This is a genomic window from Desulfococcus sp., from assembly GCF_050178255.1.
In the GTDB taxonomy this organism is placed as follows: domain Bacteria; phylum Desulfobacterota; class Desulfobacteria; order Desulfobacterales; family Desulfococcaceae; genus Desulfococcus; species Desulfococcus multivorans.
The window spans coordinates 39,543-57,471 of the sequence record NZ_JBFXGG010000013.1 but is presented as its reverse complement, the minus strand read 5'-3'; the positions used below and the strand labels follow the sequence as shown (position 1 = coordinate 57,471).

The following is a 17,929-nucleotide window of genomic DNA, read 5'->3' as shown; positions in this document are numbered from 1 at the left end:
GGTGGTGCTGCCGACGGTGGTGCTGCGGATGGTGGTGCTGCCGATGGTGGTGCTGCGGATGGTGGTGCTGCGGATGGTGGTGCTGCCGACGGTGGTGCTGCGGATGGTGGTGCTGCCGACGGTGGTGCTGCGGATGGTGGTGCTGCCGACGGTGGTGCTGCCGACGGTGGTGCTGCGGATGGTGGTGCTGCCGACGGTGGTGCTGCGGATGGTGGTGCTGCGGATGGTGATTTGAATAATGCTCTCCCGAAGTTCTCAGTGATGTATCCTGCAAGATATCCGGAAGTCATTGCCGTTGGCGCAAGCAATGCCTACGGTCGGTTGGCGACGTTCAGTAATTTTGGAGATGAGATAGACATTCTGGCGCCGGGCGCCAATATTCTATCTGTGGATATTACCAATGGTGATGCCATGAAAGGTCTTGGGATTACGAGCGGTACCAGCATGGCGGTACCCTATGTCACAGCTGCCGTAGCGATGATGCTCGCTGTTGATCCGGATATGAATTCTGAAGAGATAAGGGAAATTCTTACCGGAACGGCACATCTCATGGCGGGGGGATCTACTGTCGGTGACCTGAATCTGGTTGCTGCCTTGGAGGAGGTTATCTTCCGACTTGGCAACAACGCGTCCCGCGGCGACAACAGTAAGAAGCATTACAGAAAACGATTGAAAGCAAAGATCAAAGCCGCCAGAAGGGCTGCCTTGAACTGAAACAGACAGCTGTCCGGAGCTGTCTGTTGATGCAATGATTTTTTCTGAAGATCTGAGTGATATCAACCCTGTAATCTACAACCCGAAGCCATGTGCTTCGGGTTTTTCTCGATATCGGATCGATGACGGTCGTCCCACACATGGCCGGCCGTTTTGGACAATCGTTGATTTGAAATAGCGGACCGCGGTAAACCGCATCAAAGCCATATCAATAAAGGAATATCGATGAATCCTGAAATTTTTAGAGAATATGATATCAGAGGGATTGCCGGCAAGGACATCTCGATTGAAGAGGTCCGGTGGCTGGGCCAGGGGATCGGTACCTTTATGGTCCAAAGGGAGTGTCGTAAGATGACGGTTGGACGCGACTGCCGTATTTCGTCAAATGATTTTGCAGGGGCTTTGATCGAGGGTTTGATTGCTGCAGGGTGTCAGGTTACGGATATCGGCATTTGTCCGACTCCCGTGCTCTATTTTTCTATTCAAAGCCTGAAACAGGACGGCGGCGTCATGGTCACGGCGAGTCACAATCCCAAGGAATACAATGGCTTTAAAATTTGCATCGGGTCCGATTCCGTACATGGAAAAGATCTGCAGACGATCCGCGAAATCGTAGAGGCGGGTCGCTTCATCAGGGGGGTGGGGTCTTGTTCAAATGCTCAAATCATCCCTGAATATCAGCGATTCGTGGAGGAGAACATCATTCTCGCCCGACCGTTGAAAGTGGGCATCGATGCAGGCAACGGCACGGCCGGCGTGGTAGCGGTACCCATTTTGAAGAATCTCAACTGTGAGGTTCATGAACTCTACTGTGAGATGGACGGCACCTTCCCCCATCACGAAGCCGATCCCACGGTTCTCGATAACATGAAAGACCTTATCGCTCTTGTTCGAAAGCATGAGTTGGATGTCGGCATCGGTTACGACGGAGACGGGGACCGCATCGGCGTGGTGGACGAAACAGGCAAGATTGTCTACGGTGATAAACTCATGGTCCTCTATGCAAGGGAAATCCTTTCCCGAAGACCCGGATCGGTGTTTATTTCCGAGGTCAAATGCTCCAAGGTGATGTATGACGACATCGAAAGGCGGGGCGGACGTGCCGTGATGTGGAAGACCGGCCATTCCCTGATCAAGGCTAAAATGAAAGAGGAACGGGCGGTTCTGGCCGGCGAGATGAGCGGCCACATGTTTTTTGAAGACCGTTATCTGGGCTTCGACGACGCCGTTTATGCCTCCTGCCGTCTGTTGGAGATTCTGGCGGCCACGGGTCGGCGGATTTCGGACCTGCTCTCGGATCTTCCCCGAACCTATACGACGCCCGAGATCCGGATTGATTGTCCGGACGACAAAAAATTCGGTCTCGTGGAGAAAGCGATCGGATATTTTAAAACCCGTTATGACATCATCGACATCGACGGCGTTCGCATTCTCTTTGACGACGGATGGGGGTTGGTGCGGGCCTCCAACACGCAACCGGCCCTGGTGTTGCGTTTTGAGGCCGTGTCCGAGGCTCGCTTGAAGGAGATCCGGCGTCTGGTGGAGTCGGTTCTATCCGATTTGAACCGGTCATGATGTATTACAATGCAGGTATATCCGGCGGAAGCGTTGAATAGATGGGGTCGATCCGATAAAAATGGCGGATTGTAATCGGAATTGCAGCGGTCGATCCGAGGTGTATCGGGCGGTCTGACAAAAACGACCCGGGCCGTCCTTTTTCAGACCCGGGTCGTTGAATGGCTACTTGCTTTTTTGGGGGACGGCCGCGAGCAAAGGCGTTGCCTGATCTTTCAGGTCCCGTGTCAGCCAACCCGTGCGGTGGGGCGTGAACAAGGCATACAGACTGATCCAGGACAGGCCGATGAGCCAGAAAAGGCTGTAGGGGATCGCCCACAGAAAATTGCTGTCCTTGTGCCGGTAAAGATAAAACAGTCCGGGGATCATTGAAAAGAGAATCGCGCCCGTGAACATGTTGAGCAGGAACAGCGTCGGGTAAAAGACAATGACGCCCAGGGACCAGATCTTGAGGATTTCACCGATGGTCATGCGATGCAGATGAAGGAGCAGGTTGATGCGGGCCCCGAGAGCCGGCGTCCTGCGAAACCGTTTGAAGATAAACCCCGCCATGACGATCGTCTCCCGCACATTGGAGCGGGCCCATCGCAGAAACATCTTGGCAAGCCCCATGTAAGCGGTGGGCACCTCGGTATATACGAAGGCTTTTTTGGCAAAATGGACATGGTAGCCGTTCTTGAGGATCAGATTGGTCAAAGCGCGGTCCTCGCCGATATTGGCGGGCCGACCCAGGAAGGTCTGGTGGAGCCACTGCTTCAGCACTGGAGCGACGACGCTCCGCCGATAGGCGGACAGCGCTCCCGGAGTGGTCATCACCGTGTTGACCCGGCTCTGGGAGGCCCGGATGAAATCAAAGCTGAAGGTAAAACCGACGTCGAGCATCTTGGGAATGATGCCTGCCGCGGTGTTGAGCACCCGAACGTTGCCGGCGACGCCCCCTACCATGGGGTCGCGAACGAAGGGGCTGACGAGATGGCGAAGGGTCGAGGCATCCACCTCGGAATCGCTGTCGATGGTCACCAAAATATCCCCCCGGCTGCGCTGAAACCCCTCATAAAGGGCACGGCGCTTTCCGCTGTTTTCAGCCAGGCGGATCAATTCCACCCGATCTCCCAGCTCTCTTTCGGCCTGCTTCATCCAGCGCCAGGTGTCGTCCTTACTGCCGTCGTCAACAGTGATGATCTGCAGTTTCTCGACGGGATAATCACTGGCCGCCACGCTGCGGAGGGTATAGAGCACCTGAGCGCCCTCGTTGTACGCCGGCACGATAACCGAACAGAGGGGCAGCTCCTGATCGGTGCAGGCTGCTGCGGGACGGTAAGTGTAAACGAGATAGACGCGCCACACCAGGGCCGCCAGGGCGATCCAGACGGAGATCCGGATCACATCGACAGACCACGAGGTCTCCCGGTGGTAGACGAAAATTTCCAGCATCTCTAAATAGTCGCCCCAGAAAAAGCCATATACGAGCGGCAGTGCCGCCAGCAGGCCAATGATGAGTCCCTTGACGGACCGGTTGGAGGTTTCCTCGCTCAGTCCGCTGGGGGACGGAAAGGACAATGGCGAGAGAAGAGACGGCGCTGATGAGCCATTCTTTTTGTGACGAAAGAACTCCAGGAATTTAAATAGAGATGTTTTGGTTTTCAAGGAAACACCATCCTCAAGATAATGTTGTTAAGCGATGCTTTTCGACCCGGCGAAGTCGAACGCTCCGGGCGTGAGCGGTCGGATTTTATAACGGTTCGGTTTGCCTGGGCAATCCAGACGACAAACGCTTTCACCAGACGGCATGTATATTCAGAGCGGTAACGACACACTGTATCCCTCTGTCGGGGATGGCCTTTACGGTTCTGGATAGGCATGCCGACACTGTGCCCGATTGTAAACCGCAATTACATCGGTGGGTGTATCATTCGGATCTCCATCACATCGCGACCGTTACGCTTCTTATATAGAAGGGGTGGTATGTAGAAGGGATGGGCAATAAAAACAGGAAAGGTGAATTGAATAATGCGCATTGCATGGTGGATAGCGTCAATGTTTCCATAGCGTCAACATAAAATACAACCCTGTTTTAATCGTGATTAAAACAGTACACTGTAATACGTCGATCTGAATCGATATCGCACCGTTTGTTTTGAAGAAGTGTGGTAGCGGGGACAGGATTCGAACCTGTGACCTTCGGGTTATGAGCCCGACGAGCTACCTGGCTGCTCCACCCCGCATCAACAATTCCCGAAACTAATATCATCGGCGAATAAAGTCAAGAAATATTTTTTATTGAACCGATATTTTTTTCAAGAGCTCTCGAATGCGCCTCCGGTCACTGCACCCTTCGTCCAGGAGAACGCGAAGAATTTTGGTTCGACCGGCGTGTCCGGCCTGGATTTCGAGATAAGATTTTGGCACCCCGAGAATTTTCGAGAAAAACGTGATGCACATACGGTTTGCCGCTCCTCCTACGGGAGGGGCGGTCAATTTGACCTTAAGGGCGTCTCCGTGGGATCCGACGATCATATTCCGGGAGGATCTGGGTTGAACGAACACCTTGAATGTAATGCCGTTTTCTTTTTCGTCGATAAACATTGATGCCCTCTTCGTCGCTGATTCAGGTCACTTTGCCGGGTTGGATCGAATGCTCTGAATGATCTCCGAAGAGGAGATGCTTTCCGTCACCTCGACCAAGGCCACCCGTCCACCCATCCGTTCCACCTGTTCGTGCCCGAGAACGGTGTCGGCGGTGTAATTGCTGCCTTTGGTCAGAACGTCGGGTCGGAGGGTTTCAATCAGTTGCGGGAGCATCTCGCTGGAAAATACCACGACGTAGTCGATGCTGTCCAGCGCACTCAGGATCCGGACGCGTTCCCGGGCGCCGATGACCGGCCGTCCGTTTCCTTTCAACCGTCGGACGGAAGTATCGTCGTCGATGGCGACAACCAAAACGTCCCCCATTTCCTTGGACGCTGAAAACAGATGGATGTGGCCGGCATGGAGAAGATCGAAACAACCATTGGTGAGAATGATCCTGTTGCCTTTTCGTCGGAGTTCGGAAACGATTTTGGACAATTCAGCCAGGGATTTGTGCTTCCGGGAGATGGCGTCATGGCGTAATGCGGTTGACAATTCGGCCGGGGTTATGGTGGCGGTTCCCACTTTTCCCACAACGAGACCGGCCGCCGTATTGGCCATTACGGCAGCTTGCCGGAAGGACCGTCCTGCGGCAACGGCCAGACCGAAAACGGCGATGACCGTATCGCCGGCTCCCGATACGTCGTAAACCTGCCGTGCTTCGGCTGGAATGGCATAAGGCGATTTTCCCTCTTCGAAGAGCACCATACCGTCCTTCCCTCGCGTGACCAGGAGATGCCTGACGCCGGAGATATCCAGAAGCCGGTGGGCTGCTTGGGACAGGCCGGCATCGTCCGCGATATCGACACCTGATGCGAGGGCCGCCTCCTTCTGATTCGGCGTGATTAACGTCAGACCGGCATATTTCGAAAAATCAACACCTTTGGGATCACCGATGACGATTTTACCGCAGGCATCGGCGATTCGAACGGCGGTCTGAATCAAGGAAGGCGTGACGACACCCTTGCCGTAATCGGAAATCAGCATGACATCCGATTGCGGCAATTTCCGACGGATGAACATGTCCAGGGCCTGGTGGGCGTCCTCCGATATGCTGCTTCGGGTCTCTCGATCAATACGAAGTACATGCTGGTTGGCGGCGATGATGCGGGTTTTTCGGGTAGTAGGACGTACGGGGTCACGAACGACTCCCGATGCATCGACGTCCATGGCCGTGAACATCGCCATGAGTCGATCTCCGTCGGCACGGGTACCGATGACGCCTGCAACCGAAACCTGGGCACCCAGCGCCGCCAGGTTGTTGACCACGTTGCCGGCGCCGCCCAACGTGTACTCCTCCCGGTCTACGATAACGACTTGAACCGGCGCCTCAGGGGATATGCGATCAACGCTTCCCCAGACATATTCGTCGATCATGAGATCGCCGACAACCAGAATGCGGCAGTTTGAAAAGGCCGAAATGTCCATGGCCGACGTCATTTGCCCCCCCCATCCTTTCGGACGATGAGTTCCCTTAAAAATTGGGGAGGACGAACCACCCGTCCTTCGGAAGTTATACAGGCATGCCGGGTATGGCCTGTCGCGAGGGATACCCCATCCGCTTCTCTGTGGATGGTATAGTTGAATTTTATACCGCCCCGAATGCCCGAGTCCAAAGCGGTCTCAATAAGGATCACGTCATCGTAACGCGCCGATGCATGATATTTACAGAAAGCCTCCGATACCGGCAGGACATAGCCTCTGGCTTCGATCTCACGGTAGGAAACGCCCAGGTGCCTGAACATGGCTGCCCTTCCCATCTCGAAAAACCGGAGGTAGTTGGCATAATAGACTACCCCCATCTGATCCGTGTCGCCGTAGATTACCCGGTAGCGGGTCGTATGTGTCGGCATGGCGTCAGCCTTCCGATGCCAGAATTTTTTCGTAGATGGGTTTCAATTCTTCATATCCGGTCGTGACGGGAAATTCAGGGAACTCGTCGACTATGTTGGACGGCGGTCTGAAAAGAATCCCGTGATCGGCGGTTTTGAGCATGGTGATGTCGTTGTAGGAGTCCCCCATGGCGATGACTTTGTAATTAAGACTTTTCAAGGCCTCGACCGATCTGCGTTTGCCGTCGGGTTGCCGAAGACGATAATCCGTGATCCTGCCGACCGGCGAGACGACCAGCGTGTTGCAAAACAGGGTCGGCCAGCCGAGTTGGGCAATGAGAGGCCCGGCAAACTGGGTGAAAGTGTCCGACACCACGATAACCGATACCTTCGCCCTTAGCCAGTCGAGAAAATCAAGGGCGCCGTCCAGCGGTCGCATGGCGGCGATGACATCGGTGATGTCTTTGAGTTTCAGACCGTGCCGATCCAGGATGGACAGCCGTTTCCGCATAAGAATATTATAGTCCGATATATCCCGTGTCGTCAATCGAAGCTCCTCGATGCCCGTCTTTTCGGCGACGTTGATCCAAATCTCGGGAACGAAGACTCCTTCCAGATCTGAGCAGACAATGTACATGGCGCACCTCTTTTTTCATTGGCGATAAGGGGGGTTATGTTGACGGTCGGGGAATGATCACTCGCCCCCGTTTTCGTCCTCGATGCGGATCAGCACGGGCAGATCGCTGACGATGTCGAGATCGGCGATCTCCTTCAGTGCCCTTTTCACCGCAGCTTCCCTGGCTCTGTGAGTCAACATCACGATCGGCACCGCACCTTCGGATCGGCGTCCCTTCTGGTGTACCGAGCGGATGCTGATGCCGTTGTCGCCGAGGATGCCGGAGATTTTCGAGAGCACGCCGGGCTGGTCGACGGCTGCGAAGCGGAAATAATAGTGGGTGTGTATCGCGTCCACCGGAAGGATGGGGATTTTGTGGATGGCCTCCGGCTGATAGGATAACACCGGAATTCTCCCGACGCTTCCCGTAAGCAGGTTCCTCGTGATGTCGACAATATCCGAGACGACTGCGCTTCCTGTCGGCATCATTCCGGCCCCCCGACCGTACAGCATCATCCGATCGACGGCGTCGGCGGAGATCGAAACGGCGTTGAGGCTGCCGCTGACGCTGGAGAGGGGATCCGCAAAGGGAATCATGGTCGGGTGAACCCGGGCTTCCACCGAATCGCCGTTGTCCTTGCCGATGGCCAGCAGCTTGACCTTGTAACCGAACTCCCCGGCATAGGCGATATCCACGGGATCGATTCCGGAAATCCCCTCGACATAGATATCGTGCAAATTGATCTCCATGCCGTAGGCCAGCGCGTTCAGGATGGCCAATTTGTGCGCCGTATCGAAGCCTTCCACGTCCAGGGTGGGATCGGCCTCGGCAAACCCTTCGGCCTGCGCCTCGGCCAGCGCTTCGGCGAAGGTGCTGCCGGATTCGGCGATCCGGGTCAGAATATAGTTGCAGGTGCCGTTCAGAATGCCGACCATGGAATGGATACGGTTGCCGACCAGGGACTCCCGCACCGATTTGATAATGGGCATGCAGCCCCCCACGCTGGCCTCGTATCCGAAGTCCACGCCGTTTTCGGCAGCTGCCCGAGCGATGGTGTTGCCGTGACCGGCAATCAGGGCTTTGTTGGCGGTCACCACTTGCTTGCCGCCTTCGATGGCTTTCAGGATGAGCTCTTTGGCGATCCCTTCGCCGCCGATCATTTCGACGACGATATCGATGTCGGGATCGGTCACGACCTTGAAGGCGTCGTTCACCAGAACACCAGGAGCCAGCCGAATGCCGCGATCGGTTTCAGTATCGATATCCGCCACATATTTCAGGTTCAGTTCCGCGCCCACTCGCGCCTTGAGGAGGTGGTTGTTCTCCAACAGTATCCTGACCACGCCTGTTCCGACCGTACCGAATCCCAGCACGCCCACGTTGACCTGTCTCATAGGAAAGCTCCTTGAAGTATTTTCTTGATGCTCCTGATCGCCTATCTTACACGTCAATGCACCGAATTCGTTATTACCCAAAGCGCGCGGCGATGTCAAAAAAATTGTTTTGACATTTAAAGGAAATCGGTTTACTTTTTTCTACTAATTTCCTGTATTCCGAGATAATTAAAAGGACAATCATGACAAAGTCGCTCACATATGCGGAAGCCGGCGTAGATATTGATAAGGCCAACAGACTCGTCGACAAAATCAAGGACATCGCCAAGGGAACACCCCGGCAAGGCGTTATGGGCGAAATCGGCGGATTTGGCGGCCTTTTTTCTCTGAATGTGGACGGGTATGAAAAACCGGTTCTGGTCAGTTCTACGGACGGGGTCGGCACCAAACTCAAGATTGCCTTCATGACGAACATCCACGATACCATCGGAATCGATCTCGTGGCCATGTGTGTCAACGATATTGCGGTTCAGGGTGCCAAGCCTTTGTTTTTTTTGGATTATGTCTCTATGGGGGTGTTGGACGAAAGCGTCGTTCCCGACATTGTAAAAGGCATAGGAGAAGGATGCAAGCTTGCCAACTGCGCCCTCATCGGGGGAGAAACAGCCGAGATGCCCGGTCTGTACAATCCAGGCGAGTATGACCTGGCTGGATTTTCCGTGGGCCTGGTGGACAACAGCAGAATAATCGACGGGGCTGAAATCCGTATGGGGGACGTGTTGATCGGCATCGCCTCCAGCGGGCTTCACAGCAACGGCTTTTCGCTGGTACGAAAGATCTGCTTCGACATCATGAAACTCACCGTCGACACCCCTGTTCCCGAGCTGGAGCAGACCATAGGCGAGGTGCTTCTCACGCCTACACGGATCTATTCGGAAACGATACAGATGCTGATACGCGACCTGCCCATCCGCGGCCTTGCCCACATCACCGGCGGCGGAATCACCGAAAACATCGTCCGCATCATTCCCCAGGCGTGTGACGTGGCCATCCGACGGGGAAGTTGGGAGCGTCCGCCTGTTTTTCATTTTCTTCAATCCGGTGGGAATGTTTCCGAAACCGAGATGCTCAGAACCTTTAACAATGGGATCGGCATGATCGCGGTGGTCCCCGAAGATCGGGCGGGGGACGTTTTGGATCGACTTCACGCCCTGGGAGAAAGGGCATGGGCCATCGGTGAAATCATCGCTCGAAAAGGTGTCTCTCCTCAAGTGAAATGGGTCGATTGAAGCTCGGCACCGCTCGAAAAGCGATTCCGCGATTTTGTGTATGAGGGGTCTCCAGAATACCTGCCCTGACCGATACCGCCGTTATCCGATAAATCAAGATGATCCCGCCATATGCAATTTTTCTGATATCCTTCCTTGCCTGCGTGGTACTGACACCCGCGGTGAGGTTCCTCGCTCGACAACGGGATTGGGTCGCTTATCCTGTCAAGGATCGTTGGCACAAGACACCGACTGCGCTGATGGGGGGTGTCGCCATATACCTCGCTATGGGCGTTCCGCTTGGTATCATGGCGGACTTCGACGGGTTCTGGGACTATATCTTCGGCGGGAGGGTTCCGCCCACCGCCCCTGCCATTGACGCCGCCATATGGGTAGGCGCCACCCTCATGTTCATTTTGGGGATAGTGGATGATTTCCTTCGCATCAAGCCCCATACCAAGTTAATCGGCCAGATACTCGCGGCTTCCCTGATGACGTTTTTGGGATTCCGTCTCCACTGGTTTCACTCCATGACGTTGGATACCCTGATAACCCTCTTCTGGATCGTGGGTATCACCAACGCTTTCAATCTCATTGACAATATGGACGGGCTTTGTGCCGGCGTCGGGATGATTGCCGCCGTCTACTTCGGTCTTCTCTTCGCCTTTTCCGGGGTCGAAAACGGTATTCCGGCGGCACTTCTCATGGCGGGATCTCTCGCGGGATTTCTCGTCTATAATTTCAACCCGGCTTCCATATTCATGGGCGACTGCGGAAGTCTCGTCATCGGGTTCACCCTGGCCATGCTGGGGATACACTATACGGAGTCCTCTATCTCTGGACCCATGGCCTTGTATGGTGTTCCCGTGATGGTTCTCATGGTGTCGATTCTCGACACCATCCTGGTGACAAGCATACGGCTTCTGAGCGGACGGAAAGCCTCCACCGGAGGGCGGGACCATACCTCCCATCGCTTGGTTCTGATGGGCTTCAGTCAGCGCCAGGCGGTACTCTTCCTGTACGGCGTAGGTATCATCTCCGGCATAGCCGCGATGGTCGTTAACAATATCGACACGCTGTCCTCGCCTGCCGTCATCATTCCTCTGGGGTTGTCTTTGTCGCTCATGGCTATTTATATAGCCCAACTGCGGGTATACGAGGAAAAGGAGTTTTCGGTATTCAGAAATCACGGTTATACGCCCATTCTCATGGAACTGACATATAAGCGCCAGATCGTTCTGGTCTTTCTCGATTTCGGACTCATTGCCTTCTCCTATTATCTCTCTTACCGCCTGCGGTTCAGTGATGCTGAATTTGCTTTTTACTTCAAATTGTTTTTGTCCTCCCTTCCAGCCGTCATTGCCTGCAAGTTCATCGCCTTCTTTATTGTAGGGGTCTATCGCGGTTTCTGGCGGTTCATGAGTGCAGACGACGTGTTTACTTTTATCAAGGCCTCTACTCTCGCAACGCTCTTCACCGTTGCGGCCATAACCTTCCTTTATCGTTTCAGAGACTTTTCGAAGGGGCTATTCGTCATTGACTGGTTGCTTACCACGGGACTGTTGCTGGGGACTCGCGGATCATTCCGGATTTCCATGGATTTCATGAGCCGGAAGACCCTTGGGGGAGAAAAAGCCGTCATCTATGGTGCCGGACGGGGAGGAGAGATTCTCCTCCGGGAAATCGTCAACAACAAATCCCACGGCATCAATCCTGTCGGCTTCATCGACGACGACCCCGTCAAAACCGGTAAGCGGTTGCAGGGCTATCCGATCCTGGGGACATTCGAGGATATCGAGCGCCTGTTTACGCAATATGGCTTTGGCAGTGTTTTCATTTCTTTCATGTCATCGGCAGAAAATGATGCCGCCATCTCCGCAGCGAAGGCCTTTTGTAAACATCACGGCCTTTCACTCAGGCGGTTTTCGATTTGCCTGGAGGAGATCGATCTTGATTGATGAGGCTATGCTGATTTTGACAGCCCTGTTTTTGGGACAGCGTCGTTTTTATTCCACCACTGATGCAACAGACGATTGTTCAGGGAATTTGCCGACGTTTTTCCTCGAAACAACCGACCCGGGGATCCATGCATCATGATCATACTCGGCATTGAAACCTCCTGCGACGAAACCGCGGCCGCTTTGGTCGAAGATGGTCGGCGGATTCTCTCTTCCATCGTCGCTTCACAGGTCGATATTCACCACCGGTACGGTGGAGTGGTGCCGGAACTGGCTTCTCGAAAACACCTGGAATCCATTGTTCCCGTGACATTAGAGGCTCTTGAGGACGCCCAAATCGACTTTAGCCGGTTGGACGGCATTGCCGTCACCCAAGGGCCTGGACTGGTTGGCGCTCTTTTGGTGGGATTCTCCTTCGCCAAAGGGTTGGCGCGGATGCTGAAGGTGCCCTGGCGGGGGGTTAATCACCTGGAAGGGCATCTTCATTCGGTTTTTCTGAGCGATGCGCCGCCGCCGTTCCCCTTTGTGGCGCTTTTGGCGTCGGGCGGCCACACCAGCATCTACTATGTCACCGGACCCACTTGTTTTCAACTGTTGGGGCAGACCCGGGATGATGCCGCCGGAGAAGCCTTTGACAAGGTCTCGAAAATGTTGGGGCTGGGATATCCCGGCGGGGCCGTGCTCGGACGCCTGGCTGCCCGAGGAAATCCCGAAAAGATCAAATTCCCTCGGGCTTACCTGGATAGAGATCGGTTCGATTTCAGCTTCAGCGGGTTGAAGACGGCGGTAAATCAGTATATAAAACGCCATGGTGATGATCTTGACGGTCGGATAGCCGATATCGCAGCCGGATTTCAAGAAGCTGTGGTGGATGTGCTGGTCGAGAAGGTGATCCGTGCGGCCGAGACCACGGCCTGTCGAGATATCGCCATGGTGGGGGGCGTGGCCGCCAACGAGCGTCTTCGGTGCCGCCTGCTGCACGAGGGGACGGATAAAAAAATTTCGGTTCACGTCCCACCTCTGGATTTTTGCGGCGACAATGCGGCGATGATTGCCGCTGTAGGCTATCATTATATCCGAAGGGGGGATCTGTCGCAGATGACCGACGACGTCTACTCGCGATTGAAGCGACCTTGATCCTGCCGGGAATTCAATCCGAATCGATTTTGAACGTCTCTATGACCTTGCCCCGTTCGATGTAATCCGCCACATGTTCATAGGTGGTCGTACAGGCACCCATCATCCGTTCGAGGCGATCATAAACCATGTCCTCGTCACCGAGCAGGTGTTTCGATTTTTCCAGGATCTGTTGTCCCTGACGGAGAAACGCCTCCAATTCCTTCAGAATTTCCTTTCGCCGTCGATGCCGTTCCTGCTCCCGGATAATCACCGGTAACAAACGCTGGATTGAATATTCCACCAGGATGTCCCGGGGAGCATTGAAATTCCGGCAGACCTTTTCAAGAGACATGAGTGTTTTTCGACTGAGAACAAAAGTTTTTTGAATTCGCTGCTGATGGTTGAACTCACGGGGTTCGATCTCCTGAGCGATCGTTTCCAGAGCGTTTATATCTTCAATCAGGTGATCAAAGAGGGATTTCTGTTTGATGCCCAGATGAATCGAGACGATGCTGATGGTATTGATGGCATCTTCAGTCAACTTGAAGGTCGCCCGGACCGATTGTTTTCCCCTGAGATCCGATGCGTTGGCTCCCGGCAGAGAAATACGGATATGATCATCATCATTTTTCTTCATGATTCATTCCTTTCCATCTGCATATTACTTTAAATCATCCGATTGTCATAGTCCTGTTTCGATAGTTGCATAATTCTTATTCCCCGGTTATGTTTTTATCTGTTTTGGTGTATTACTTATTATTGATTGATAAAATAATAATGTGCAAAAAAAGTTAAAATATAAATTGACATTGATCATTTTGACACTAAATTAAAGTCAAACCCAATGATAAAATAACATCATTCAAAAATAGTATCAACCCGTCAAAATAATGATGACAAGGAGGATAAGTTATGCAACTGGTCAGATGGAATCCATGGAACGACGTGAGGCTTTTAGGTAACAGTCTGTATCGGATGCTCGGCGACACGGCCTTCCCCGCTCGCTACGATGATTCGGAACTGACGAATGGTCGGTGGCTTCCTGCTGTGGATGTGTACGAAACCGATGATGCCTATGTGGTGAAAGCGGAACTGCCCGGTATGAAGAAAGAGGATATCACCATAGACGTAAAGGACGGTATTCTGACCGTGAGAGGTGAGCGATGCAGTGAAACGGAGGTCAAAGAAAAGCGGTATCACCGAAAGGAGCGGGTTTTTGGCAGCTTCCAGCGTTCGTTTTCCCTTCCCGAGGGCGTCGCGTCCGAGAATATTACGGCTGAGTTCAAGAACGGGATACTGACCGTCAGTATTCCAAGACCGGAGGAGAAAAAGCCTAAACAGATCAAGGTGCACTGACGGAATACGCTATACATCGCAACGCATGAGCACCGGGGAATCGGTACCCGGTGCTCTTTTGTCTGTGCGCCCGTGCGCTTCCCGTTTCGAAGATAGCGGTTGCGTGGTGTTTTCATGTGTGATATCGGCCCTGTAAACCACATGGAAGACGATCTGTTCAGAAAGGATGAGATGTATTCGATTGTTCTGCTGTATACGGCGATGGGCGCAGTGGCGGGGGTTTTAGCCGGGCTTCTCGGGATCGGCGGGGGCCTGGTCATCGTTCCCATGCTGGTGTTCTGTTTCACCTGGCAGAAGATGCCGAGCGACCTGATAATGCATCTGGCTCTGGGTACCTCCATGGCCAGCATCGTGTTCACGGCGGTGTCGAGTTTCTGGGCGCACCATAAGCGGGGAGCGGTTCACTGGGTAGTCGTTCGACGCATCGTTCTCGGGATTCTCGTCGGCACCTTCCTGGGCACGTGCATCGCCGCTCGCTTGTCCACGGGGTTTCTCAAGGGGTTCTTCGTCGTGTTCCTCTATTATGTGGCGATTCAGATGCTGACGGGCCGAAAGCCCAAGGGCTCCCGACAGCTTCCCGGCAGTCTCGGAATGTTCGGCGTGGGCAGCGTGATCGGTGCTGTATCGAGCCTGGTGGGTATCGGAGGCGGGACGCTGTCCGTTCCGTTCATGATCTGGTGCAATATGACCGTACACCATGCCATCGGGACCTCCGCAGCTATTGGTTTTCCTATCGCTGTTGCCGGAACGGCGGGATACATCTATAACGGTTGGGGAGCTTCCGGCCTTCCTTCATATGCCCTTGGGTATGTCTATCTGCCCGCCCTCGTCGGTTTGGTCTGTGCCAGCGTAATAACCGCGCCCCTGGGGGTCCGACTGGCCCATAGCCTGCCGGTGGCCCGGTTGAAGAGAATCTTCGCTGTCCTGTTGTTGCTGGTGGCGACGCGGATGCTCTGGAGCATTCTCTGATGCCCGGTAAGACCGCGTCGCGTTCGGCTTAACCGCATTTACTGTAACCACAGAAGTGGCAAAGCATGCAACCTTCCTCAAAACTGAGGGGCTCTCCGCATTCGGGGCATGAGGTTCCCATGATGTCATTGGCGACATCGTGGGTCCCGTTATTTTTGCCTGCCAGATAGCGCTTCTCCAGAATCTGGCTGATGGCATCGGGGATGGAGCGGACAATCCCACCCTTCTGGAAGATAGGATGCTCACCGCCGATGCCCTTGAGCTGTTCCACCACCTTTTCCACCTTGATGCCCGATCTGAAGGCGAGGGAGATCAGACGGCCGATGGCCTCGGTTTTGGCCGTGGTGGACCGACCGGATTTGCCGATGGTCGCAAAAACCTCAAAGGGTTGTCCATCCATTTCCGTAACCGTCACATAGAGATCACCCAGCCCGGTTTTGATTTTCGTTGTAAAGCCCTCAAGCGTTTCGGGTCGCTCCTTGACGACGGGTTTGGCCTTCGTTTCGTTTTTGTTGACGGACAATACCTGTCTGTCCTTGCTGCCGTCCCGGTAGATAGTGACACCCTTGCAGCCGAGGTCGTAGGCCAGATTGTAGACCTTTATCACATCGGCCACTTCGGCGTTCCTATGCAAATTGACGGTTTTCGAAACGGCGTTGTCCGTGTATTTCTGAAAAGCGGCCTGCATGCGGACATGCCATTCCGGCGTGATGTCGTGAGCCGTGACGAAGACTCGCTTGACGTCTTCGGGAATATTACCCAGGCCCTGGATGCCGCCTTTCCGGGCAATCATTTTCATCAGTTCGAGACTGTAGAATCCCCTGGTCCTGGCCGTTGCCTCAAAAACAGGGTTGACCTCGATCATCTCGTCGTTGTCCATGATGGTTCTGGTGAAGCTCAGGGCAAAGAGCGGTTCGATACCCGAAGAGCATCCGGCGATGATGCTGAGCGTTCCGGTGGGGGCTATGGTTGTCGTGGTTGCGTTCCGATAGGCGCAGCCCTCTCGATCCTTGTAAACGCTTTGCTCGAAGTTTTCAAAGGTTCCCCGAGTCTCGGCCAACGCCCTCGACGCATCATGAGCGGTGTCCTGGAAGAATTTCATCAGGGTTTCGGCGGTCTCTATGCCCTTTTCGCTGTTGTAGGGAATTCCCAGCTGGTAGAGCATATCGGCAAACCCCATAACTCCGAGGCCGATTTTGCGGTTGCCTTTGACCATTCGCTCAATTTCGGGTATCGGATAAAGGGACATGTCGATCACATCGTCGAGAAAGCGGATTGCATGGTAGATCGTTTGTGACAGCCCTTCGAAATCGATGACGGCTGCGCCCTCTTTCTCCATAACGAATTTGGCAAGGTTGACAGAACCCAGATTACAGGATTCCATAGGCAGCAGAGGCTGTTCGCCGCAGGGGTTGGTGCTTTCGATTTCGCCAAGAGCGGGCGTGGGATTGTCCCGGTTGATCCGATCGAGAAAAACAATCCCCGGATCACCATTTTTCCAGGCGTGATAAACGAGGGTATCAAAGACCTCGATGCTTGAGAGTTTTTTTGTAATCCGCTTTTCCCGAGGATCGATGAGATCATAGTCGGACCCTTTTTTCAGGGCATCCATGAACGCATCCGTAATGCCGACAGATATGTTGAAGTTGTTGAGATCACTGTCTTTTTCTTTGCATTGGATGAATTCCAGAATATCCGGATGGTCGACCCGAAGGATAGCCATGTTAGCGCCCCGCCGGGTGCCGCCCTGTTTTACCTGTTCCGTGGCGGTGTTGAAAACCTTCATGAAGGAGACAGGCCCTGACGCCACGCCGCCGGTAGTTCCCACACGACTGTTTTTCGGACGCAACCGTGAAAAGGAAAAACCGGTGCCGCCGCCCGATTTGTGAATGATGGCGGCATGCTTGAGTGCATCGAATATCCCTTCCATGCTGTCCTCCACCGGAAGGACAAAGCAGGCGGCCAACTGTCCGAGCCTGCGGCCGGCGTTCATGAGGGTGGGTGAATTGGGCAGAAACCGAAACTCCGTCATCATGCTGTAGAAGATGGCTTCCATTTCCGCTGCGGTCTCAGAACCGCCGTAACGCATTTCCGCTTGGGCAACATGATGAGCGACCCTGCGAAACATGTCCGTCGGCGTCTCGATGGGATCCCCCTGATCGTTTTTCCTCAGATACCGCCTTTCCAGGACCACTTTTGCATTGCCGGAAATTATCGGTCCGTTGTTTTGAAACATGGCATTATCCAATTTTAAAGGAGAAACATGCGGATACCCCAATAACATGGCTTTTTCCCGGATCATCTCGTCGATGAGCGGCAGGGGAATGGTTTCCTCTTCCATCTTCCCGATCACCTCCCGCAGAAAGCGACTGATACTCACGGCTTGATCCCTGGTGACGGGGTTGTGACGAACAAAGATGTCTGAAAATTGACGGTCATCCCATAGGTGGGTATTCAATATCAACCGTTCTTTTTCAGTCACTAAAATTTTACGGATTTGTGACATGCCAATTTTCTCCATTGGGATTCTGGGTCAGCTGTTTGGATCCGTAATCGATT

17 protein-coding genes and 1 tRNA gene are annotated in these 17,929 nt (G+C 53.9%); 9 read left to right on the top strand and 9 right to left on the bottom strand.

Annotated elements, in window-relative coordinates; genetic code table 11:
- The 3 genes from AB7S84_RS04550 to AB7S84_RS04540 form a co-directional block, all read left to right on the top strand.
- A partial coding sequence (locus tag AB7S84_RS04550; protein ID WP_428153135.1) for a hypothetical protein occupies positions 1-235 on the top strand: 235 nt, incomplete at its 5' end.
- On the top strand, positions 232-714 hold the full coding sequence (locus AB7S84_RS04545; protein ID WP_428153133.1) for a S8 family peptidase: 483 nt from the start codon (positions 232-234) through the stop codon (positions 712-714). The genes AB7S84_RS04550 and AB7S84_RS04545, both read left to right, overlap by 4 nt.
- 225 nt (positions 715-939) lie before the next feature.
- Positions 940-2,289, top strand: coding sequence for a phosphomannomutase/phosphoglucomutase (locus AB7S84_RS04540; protein WP_020878328.1), 1,350 nt, complete (start codon positions 940-942; stop codon positions 2,287-2,289).
- A gap of 165 nt (positions 2,290-2,454) precedes the next feature.
- Here the strand turns inward: AB7S84_RS04540 and AB7S84_RS04535 are convergent, their stop codons facing one another.
- From AB7S84_RS04535 to AB7S84_RS04505, 7 genes are all read right to left on the bottom strand, one after another.
- Complete coding sequence (locus AB7S84_RS04535) at positions 2,455-3,936, bottom strand: glycosyltransferase family 2 protein (RefSeq protein ID WP_020878329.1); 1,482 nt, start codon at positions 3,934-3,936, stop codon at positions 2,455-2,457.
- 501 nt (positions 3,937-4,437) lie between these two features.
- Positions 4,438-4,514 (bottom strand) — tRNA-Met (locus AB7S84_RS04530).
- Between the two features lie 52 nt (positions 4,515-4,566).
- Complete coding sequence (locus AB7S84_RS04525) at positions 4,567-4,875, bottom strand: DUF167 domain-containing protein (protein WP_020878330.1); 309 nt, start codon at positions 4,873-4,875, stop codon at positions 4,567-4,569.
- A gap of 27 nt (positions 4,876-4,902) precedes the next feature.
- On the bottom strand, positions 4,903-6,357 hold the full coding sequence (gene rfaE1 / locus AB7S84_RS04520) for a D-glycero-beta-D-manno-heptose-7-phosphate kinase (RefSeq protein WP_428153130.1): 1,455 nt from the start codon (positions 6,355-6,357) through the stop codon (positions 4,903-4,905).
- Positions 6,354-6,770: an acyl-CoA thioesterase gene (locus tag AB7S84_RS04515; RefSeq protein WP_428153128.1), complete on the bottom strand. Its 417-nt coding sequence runs from the start codon at positions 6,768-6,770 to the stop codon at positions 6,354-6,356. The genes rfaE1 and AB7S84_RS04515 overlap by 4 nt, the downstream gene beginning before the upstream one ends.
- A gap of 4 nt (positions 6,771-6,774) precedes the next feature.
- The gene (gene thrH / locus AB7S84_RS04510; RefSeq protein ID WP_020878333.1) at positions 6,775-7,386 is read right to left on the bottom strand and encodes a bifunctional phosphoserine phosphatase/homoserine phosphotransferase ThrH; all 612 of its coding nucleotides are present in this window, start codon (positions 7,384-7,386) and stop codon (positions 6,775-6,777) included.
- Positions 7,387-7,443: 57 nt separating this feature from the next.
- Entirely contained in the window at positions 7,444-8,760 is a 1,317-nt protein-coding gene (locus tag AB7S84_RS04505; RefSeq protein ID WP_020878334.1) for a homoserine dehydrogenase, read from the bottom strand.
- A gap of 182 nt (positions 8,761-8,942) precedes the next feature.
- Here AB7S84_RS04505 and purM point away from each other — a divergent pair, with 182 nt between their 5' ends.
- The 4 genes from purM (at position 8,943) to tsaD (ending at position 13,063) form a co-directional block, all read left to right on the top strand.
- Complete coding sequence (purM, locus tag AB7S84_RS04500) at positions 8,943-9,989, top strand: phosphoribosylformylglycinamidine cyclo-ligase (protein ID WP_020878335.1); 1,047 nt, start codon at positions 8,943-8,945, stop codon at positions 9,987-9,989.
- Between the two features lie 98 nt (positions 9,990-10,087).
- The gene (locus tag AB7S84_RS04495; protein ID WP_070962401.1) at positions 10,088-11,926 is read left to right on the top strand and encodes a glycosyl transferase; all 1,839 of its coding nucleotides are present in this window, start codon (positions 10,088-10,090) and stop codon (positions 11,924-11,926) included.
- Positions 11,919-12,065 carry a hypothetical protein gene (locus AB7S84_RS04490; RefSeq protein WP_153302763.1) on the top strand — a complete coding sequence of 49 codons (147 nt, stop codon included), beginning with the start codon at positions 11,919-11,921 and terminating at the stop codon, positions 12,063-12,065. Before AB7S84_RS04495 ends, AB7S84_RS04490 begins: the two co-directional genes overlap by 8 nt.
- Entirely contained in the window at positions 12,062-13,063 is a 1,002-nt protein-coding gene (gene tsaD, locus AB7S84_RS04485) for a tRNA (adenosine(37)-N6)-threonylcarbamoyltransferase complex transferase subunit TsaD (RefSeq protein WP_020878337.1), read from the top strand. Before AB7S84_RS04490 ends, tsaD begins: the two co-directional genes overlap by 4 nt.
- Before the next feature lie 13 nt (positions 13,064-13,076).
- On the opposite strand, the gene AB7S84_RS04480 is transcribed toward tsaD, so the two are convergent.
- Positions 13,077-13,682: a hypothetical protein gene (locus AB7S84_RS04480; RefSeq protein ID WP_020878338.1), complete on the bottom strand. Its 606-nt coding sequence runs from the start codon at positions 13,680-13,682 to the stop codon at positions 13,077-13,079.
- 275 nt (positions 13,683-13,957) lie between these two features.
- Between AB7S84_RS04480 and AB7S84_RS04475 the strand changes: the two genes are divergently transcribed.
- On the top strand, positions 13,958-14,401 hold the full coding sequence (locus AB7S84_RS04475; protein ID WP_428153123.1) for an Hsp20/alpha crystallin family protein: 444 nt from the start codon (positions 13,958-13,960) through the stop codon (positions 14,399-14,401).
- Positions 14,402-14,572: 171 nt separating this feature from the next.
- Complete coding sequence (locus AB7S84_RS04470) at positions 14,573-15,370, top strand: sulfite exporter TauE/SafE family protein (RefSeq protein ID WP_040416502.1); 798 nt, start codon at positions 14,573-14,575, stop codon at positions 15,368-15,370.
- Between the two features lie 28 nt (positions 15,371-15,398).
- On the opposite strand, the gene AB7S84_RS04465 is transcribed toward AB7S84_RS04470, so the two are convergent.
- Complete coding sequence (locus tag AB7S84_RS04465) at positions 15,399-17,750, bottom strand: vitamin B12-dependent ribonucleotide reductase (RefSeq protein ID WP_428153121.1); 2,352 nt, start codon at positions 17,748-17,750, stop codon at positions 15,399-15,401.
- Positions 17,751-17,929 lie beyond the last annotated feature (179 nt).